Source organism: Candidatus Jidaibacter acanthamoeba (assembly GCF_000815465.1).
Taxonomy (GTDB): domain Bacteria; phylum Pseudomonadota; class Alphaproteobacteria; order Rickettsiales; family Midichloriaceae; genus Jidaibacter; species Jidaibacter acanthamoebae.
The window spans coordinates 1-5,300 of record NZ_JSWE01000030.1; the positions used below are offsets into that span (position 1 = coordinate 1).

Consider the following 5,300-nt stretch of genomic DNA (forward strand, 5'->3'; position numbering starts at 1 on the left):
CTATTATTTAACTCCCCTTTTTTACTTTTAGGGTTTTGTTCAAGCACTATACTTGTTACTGCAAGCTCTAATGCTCTATCTCCTAAAAACTCTAAACGCTCATTAGTTTTTTGATGCTGCTGTTGGGACGACTTTGTACTATTTGCTACTGTTTTTGTTAATGCCTCTATTAACAAAGCTTTATCTTTAAATTTATATTTTAGCTCTCTTTCCAAGATGCTATACTTTTCAGGCCCTATAAAATCACTGGTATTTCTGGTCGCTTTCATAATTATTACACCTTGCTAAAATTAAATTTAATTAATCTAGCTTTAATAAATAATACATATTAATTATTTTATAAAATTATTTATTGGATAATAAGCAAACTACCTCGCCTCTATCCAACAACTTGACAATACCAACCTAATACACCTTGTATCCAGGGTTTTTTCTTTTCATGTATATATAAAAGATAATAAAGTTGTAAACTTTCTTTATCGTAACTTAACATAACATAACTTTTGCACTACTTAATATTTTGATATCAGTCTTCTTTCTAAGGAAATAATAAATATGCAATTCAATTCGCCACCTAGTGTGAAGAGCAATTATACAATTTAAAAACTAAAACCTATAAAGCAAGATGTTTGAAAAATATATAGACTGCCTTAAGAAAGAAATTCTCAGCGATAATATACAAATAAAAGAGATATTTTTTATTTTATTAAAAGCTGGAAGGATAGATATAATAAAATCCCTCCCTTCCTGGCAAGATACAATAAAACCAATATCTGCTGAGGAATTATTTGATAATGCTGCCTTGGCTATAGCACAAGATGATAATAAACTACATGTAATTAAATTTTTAATTGAAGAGTGTGAATACGACTTTAGAGAAATTGTTGATTCAGACAATATTAACTTAATGCTAAAAGCTGCTAAAAATAATGCTACTAATATTGTTAAATATTTATTAGATATTGGGTTTAACCCGAACTCTCAAGCACCATCAGGATCCACTTGCCTTCATTTTGCTGCAATGAATGATAATAAAGAATTAATTTCTTACCTAGTAAATAGAGGGGCTAATTTAAATGCTCCAAACAATATGAAGCATAGTCCACTAATTAGCGCTGCACATGCAGCAAGTTACGTTGCAATGATAGAGCTTTTGAGGCTAGGAGCAGATAATAAAATAACAGTTTATGGGTTAAATTGCTTTCAGCTCTTTAATATGGCAAGGAATGGAGAAACGCTTCTTATAAAATGCACTGATACATCCAAGGAACCACAAGGAATATTCGAGGTAGCTGAAGCACAATCTGCATATTTTGAAATAATTTTTAGCAACACTCCATCACATAAGAAGCTTCAAACAGCAATTAGACAGATTGAGAAAGCTATAAATAACGGTCAAGAAATTTCGATAAGCGAACCAACTTACCTTGCTTTAGTATATGGCTATACTGTTATAAATTCTTTTAACCCTAAGCTTGTAACAAATTATCTAAAAAGCTTACTTACTAAGCATAAGAATTTACCAGCAGAATTTTTTATAACAAGTTACCTAAACATAGGCCATAAGTTAAAAAATATAGGAGAATTTGATAAAATCAAACCACTTATTAATGGCGCAACTGAGCTAATAAACTATATAAAAACAAAACAAGTTAAACAGCTTTCATTAAGTGTATTATATTATGAACTAGCAAAATTAAATCAAATATTTGGGTTTTCTGAGGAGGCAATCCAAGCTTACCAGCTAGCCATCAAATATTACTCACCTAGTGATGAAAAGAATTTACTTGGAGAAGTTTATTATGGGCTAGGAATATCGCATTACTATATGCTTAATGAAAATAGTTCTTATAAAAACTATAAGTTAGCATACTCTTATAATAAAAATAGCTTCAAAATTTTTAATGCTTATATTAGTTGCTTAACGATAAGAGAAGAATATGATAAAGCTCTAAAAGTAATAAAAGCATCTAATCTTCCATATACTGAGCTTTATATAATTTATATCAAATTTTTAAAAGGTGATATAAAAGCAAAACTAGCTTTAGAACGAATTAATGCTGAAAAGTACCAAAATAATCAAGATATATATGAGTTTGCACTAGCCATTGAATCGAAATGTTACCATACTTTAGGTGACAATAAGTTAGCATTCTTAAAGATGAAAGAATCTGAAAGATTAAATGCACAAGTATACACAAGTGCAGGCGAAGTTTTCCAATTCCTATGCAATACTTTAGAATATAAATGCGAAGAAGAAGGATTAAACTTTTTAGAAAGCTTTAAAAAAACTTCGCCTTATGAGTACCAAAATAGTACCCTAATTATAATTGTAGAAGCCCTTATATATATTAATATTAATAACACTGATCAAGCTATTCAGTTAATTAATCAACTTTCTATATTAAATAATAAAGCTCTTAATAGTCATTTACTTTTCAATCTATACCTTAACTTAACCTGCTTGATTATTGAACAAGAAGATTCACAAAAATACGAGCTTGCACAAGTCTATTTAGAAAGAATTTTAAAAATCGATCCATCAAATGAACAGGCTATTTTCTATAAAACATTAATCCTATCATTTACAGGGAAAGCCGAACAAGCAAATCAAGTTCTTAATGAAATAGACCAAAATACCATCTCATATATTGCTGAAAGTGAAGATCTCATAAAGACAAAAGCAGAAGAGATTAAGAAAGAGAAAGAGGAGGAGGAAGAGAAACTTGAAAACACAGAGCAAGAGATTGTTAAAGCTGAAGATTTCGACCCAATAAAAATACATGCTTACTTTCAAAGACAGAAAAAACAAGTACTCGTAAATGCAATTAATGCTATTAAGAAAGAGGCTAAACCTCTAACATCATGGCATATAGCTTCTACCACTTATAATGAAGGTCGGGAAGATATAAAGCATATATCCTCTAATTTATTTAGTGACTACTATGCTTTGATTAACGCAAAAGTAGGTAATAAACTAGATAATATAACTTTGCAACGCTGCTATAACGCATTAGAAAAAGGAATATGTTTCAGAAAAACTGGCCAAAATGGGATAAAGTTTATTGATGGCGGAATTGAGCTAAAAATCAGCGAAGATATAAGGTTGTTTACTTCCCGTATCTATGAAAATGAAGATGGTAAAAAACTTATTATATTTGATAGTATTGAAAATCATGACTCAGTTAAAAAAGTAAGTTCACCAGGCTTAAGAATTGCTATAGAAAAAGTTCCTAACCAGGATATTGGTAAAAATATTATTGATGCTGATAATAATATTGAGCCGTTAGCTAGGCCAACTAGCTTTGTAGAGAGAATCTTAGATAGAAAAAATTTGGAAGCTTATAGAGCATAGGAAATATTTTAATCAGCGGGCGCATGATACGCTTCATATTCCATTTGAAGTATTAGGGGCTCTAAGCGTAAACCTTGTATGTTGAAAGTAAACCTACTAATTGGTAAGCTTCTAGTTAGCAGGGGGAAAAGGTGAGTCTGCCGTAAACCTAGGGCACAAAGCCTGTATCTGAGACATGTCCCCTTTTCCCACAGGTTATGAAGCTGGGCAGTATCTTAGAGAACCTCATGTGGTGATTCAGTATTTACAAGGATAGCTCGTACCAAAAATAACCCTTTAAAGAAGAGGATTGTATGAGTGTTATAATAGTTGGAGTCGACATATCAAAGCTTAAATTGGCTGTGTTGCGAGAACTAGAGAAGGAATGTTTGTAAGCACCCGAATTTATAAAGCGCTTTAGATATGGTATGAAGGAATAGGTAAGTTAAATTGCCTCTCAATAAAGTATTTAATATTTATAGCTGAGCTCTTATGTAAGTGATAAAGTTGCCGAGGATGTTCAAGGAAATGTGTCAAAGAAGAGATTAGATAATTTTTTAGAGATAAGAAGTAATCGAAAAGAAAATAAAGAAGTAAGTAAATAAGATAAAAATTAGTTACTTCTAAAAATAAAGGAGACTTTGCCATGAAAGAGCAGACGAATATTGTCATAAATGATGAAATGAGTAAGATAGCCGAGAAAGTAAGCTCACTGCCATCATTACAAAATGAAGCATTGGGAGAAATAATCAAAGGGCTGTATATGGGTAAGCCTCTACTTGGTGAGGGAGAGGGTTACTGACCAAGCTGATAAAGGATTTAACAGAGATTTCTTTGAAGGGGGAAATGGAGGCGCATTTAAACGAGGATAGCCTTGAAGAAGGGAATAATCGACGTAACGGAATATCTAGGAAACAGGTCAGAACCGGAGGAGTAAGCTTCTTACTTGAGGTACCGAGAGAGACCGCAATAGTAGTTTTGAACCACAAATAATAAAGAAGAGACACTACATTAACTGAAGAGTTAGACAATAAGATATTAGCGATGTACGGATTAGGAACAAGCTATGATGGTATAGTGCAACCTTTACATGAGATGTACGGAATTGAGGTATCTGTTGCTTCGATATCTGCGGTTACCGATAAGCTTGTTCCTATGCTTATCGAGTGGAGAAGCAGGTTGCTTGAGCCTTTGTATACGGTAGTATTCTTAGATGCGACGTACTTTAAAGTTAAGCAGGATAATAAAGTAATGCCTAAAGTGGTATACAACATAATAGGAATAGACAACTATGGAAGAAAAGATATTTTAGGGTTTTATGCATGTGAATCCGAGAGTGCGCATTTTTGGTTAGGTATACTTAATGACCTGAAAGCAAGAGGAGTAGAAGATATACTTATAGCTTGTATAGACGGATTAAAAGGATTCCCTGAAGTGATCAATACAGCCTTCCCTGATACGGAAGTTCAACTTTGTGTCATTCACCAAATCTGCAACTCCTTAAAGCATGTTGCAAGTAAGAATCAAAAAGAATTTATGGTTGACTTGAAGTGTGTATACCAGGCTGAGACTAAGGATGTAGCAGAATATAACCTGCTAAGGCTGGAAGAAAAATGGGGAAGTATCCCATAGTAATTAAATCTTGGCAAAATAATTGGTATAATTTATCCACTTATTTTAAGTATTCTGCCCAAATAAGGAAGCTTATTTACACCACAAATCCTATTAAGGGCTTTCATCGAGGAATCAGGAAATGCACCAAAACCAAGGGTGCTTTTGCTAGTGAAAATGCATTGTTCAAGCTCATTTTCTGCGCTATTAAAAATATTACCGCTAAATGGAACCTGCTAATACAAAATTGGGCTTTGACCATTTCGCAATTATATATTTATTTTATATTTATTTCCCTGATAGAATAAAATTTTCCAGGTAACTAAATTATGACACATTTCAGTGAATATTCCCT

At 32.3% G+C, this 5,300-nt stretch carries 2 protein-coding genes and 1 pseudogene; 2 read left to right on the top strand and 1 reads right to left on the bottom strand.

Translation table 11 applies throughout. The features are described 5' to 3' along the window. Positions 1-269: ribonuclease III family protein (locus tag NF27_RS00410; protein ID WP_039454618.1), on the bottom strand; the 269-nt coding region annotated here is incomplete at its 3' end. A 356-nt stretch (positions 270-625) separates the two neighbouring features. Here NF27_RS00410 and NF27_RS00415 point away from each other — a divergent pair. Then, a complete protein-coding gene (locus tag NF27_RS00415) occupies positions 626-3,355 on the top strand; it encodes an ankyrin repeat domain-containing protein (RefSeq protein WP_039454620.1) in 2,730 nt (909 codons plus the stop codon). Between the two features lie 661 nt (positions 3,356-4,016). Next, positions 4,017-5,253: pseudogene (locus tag NF27_RS00420) on the top strand (IS256 family transposase). Positions 5,254-5,300 lie beyond the last annotated feature (47 nt).

Excerpts from the sequence above, each read along its gene's own strand:
- NF27_RS00415 (WP_039454620.1), top strand. The coding sequence starts at position 626 with ATGTTTGAAAAATATATAGACTGCCTTAAGAAAGAAATTCTCAGCGAT.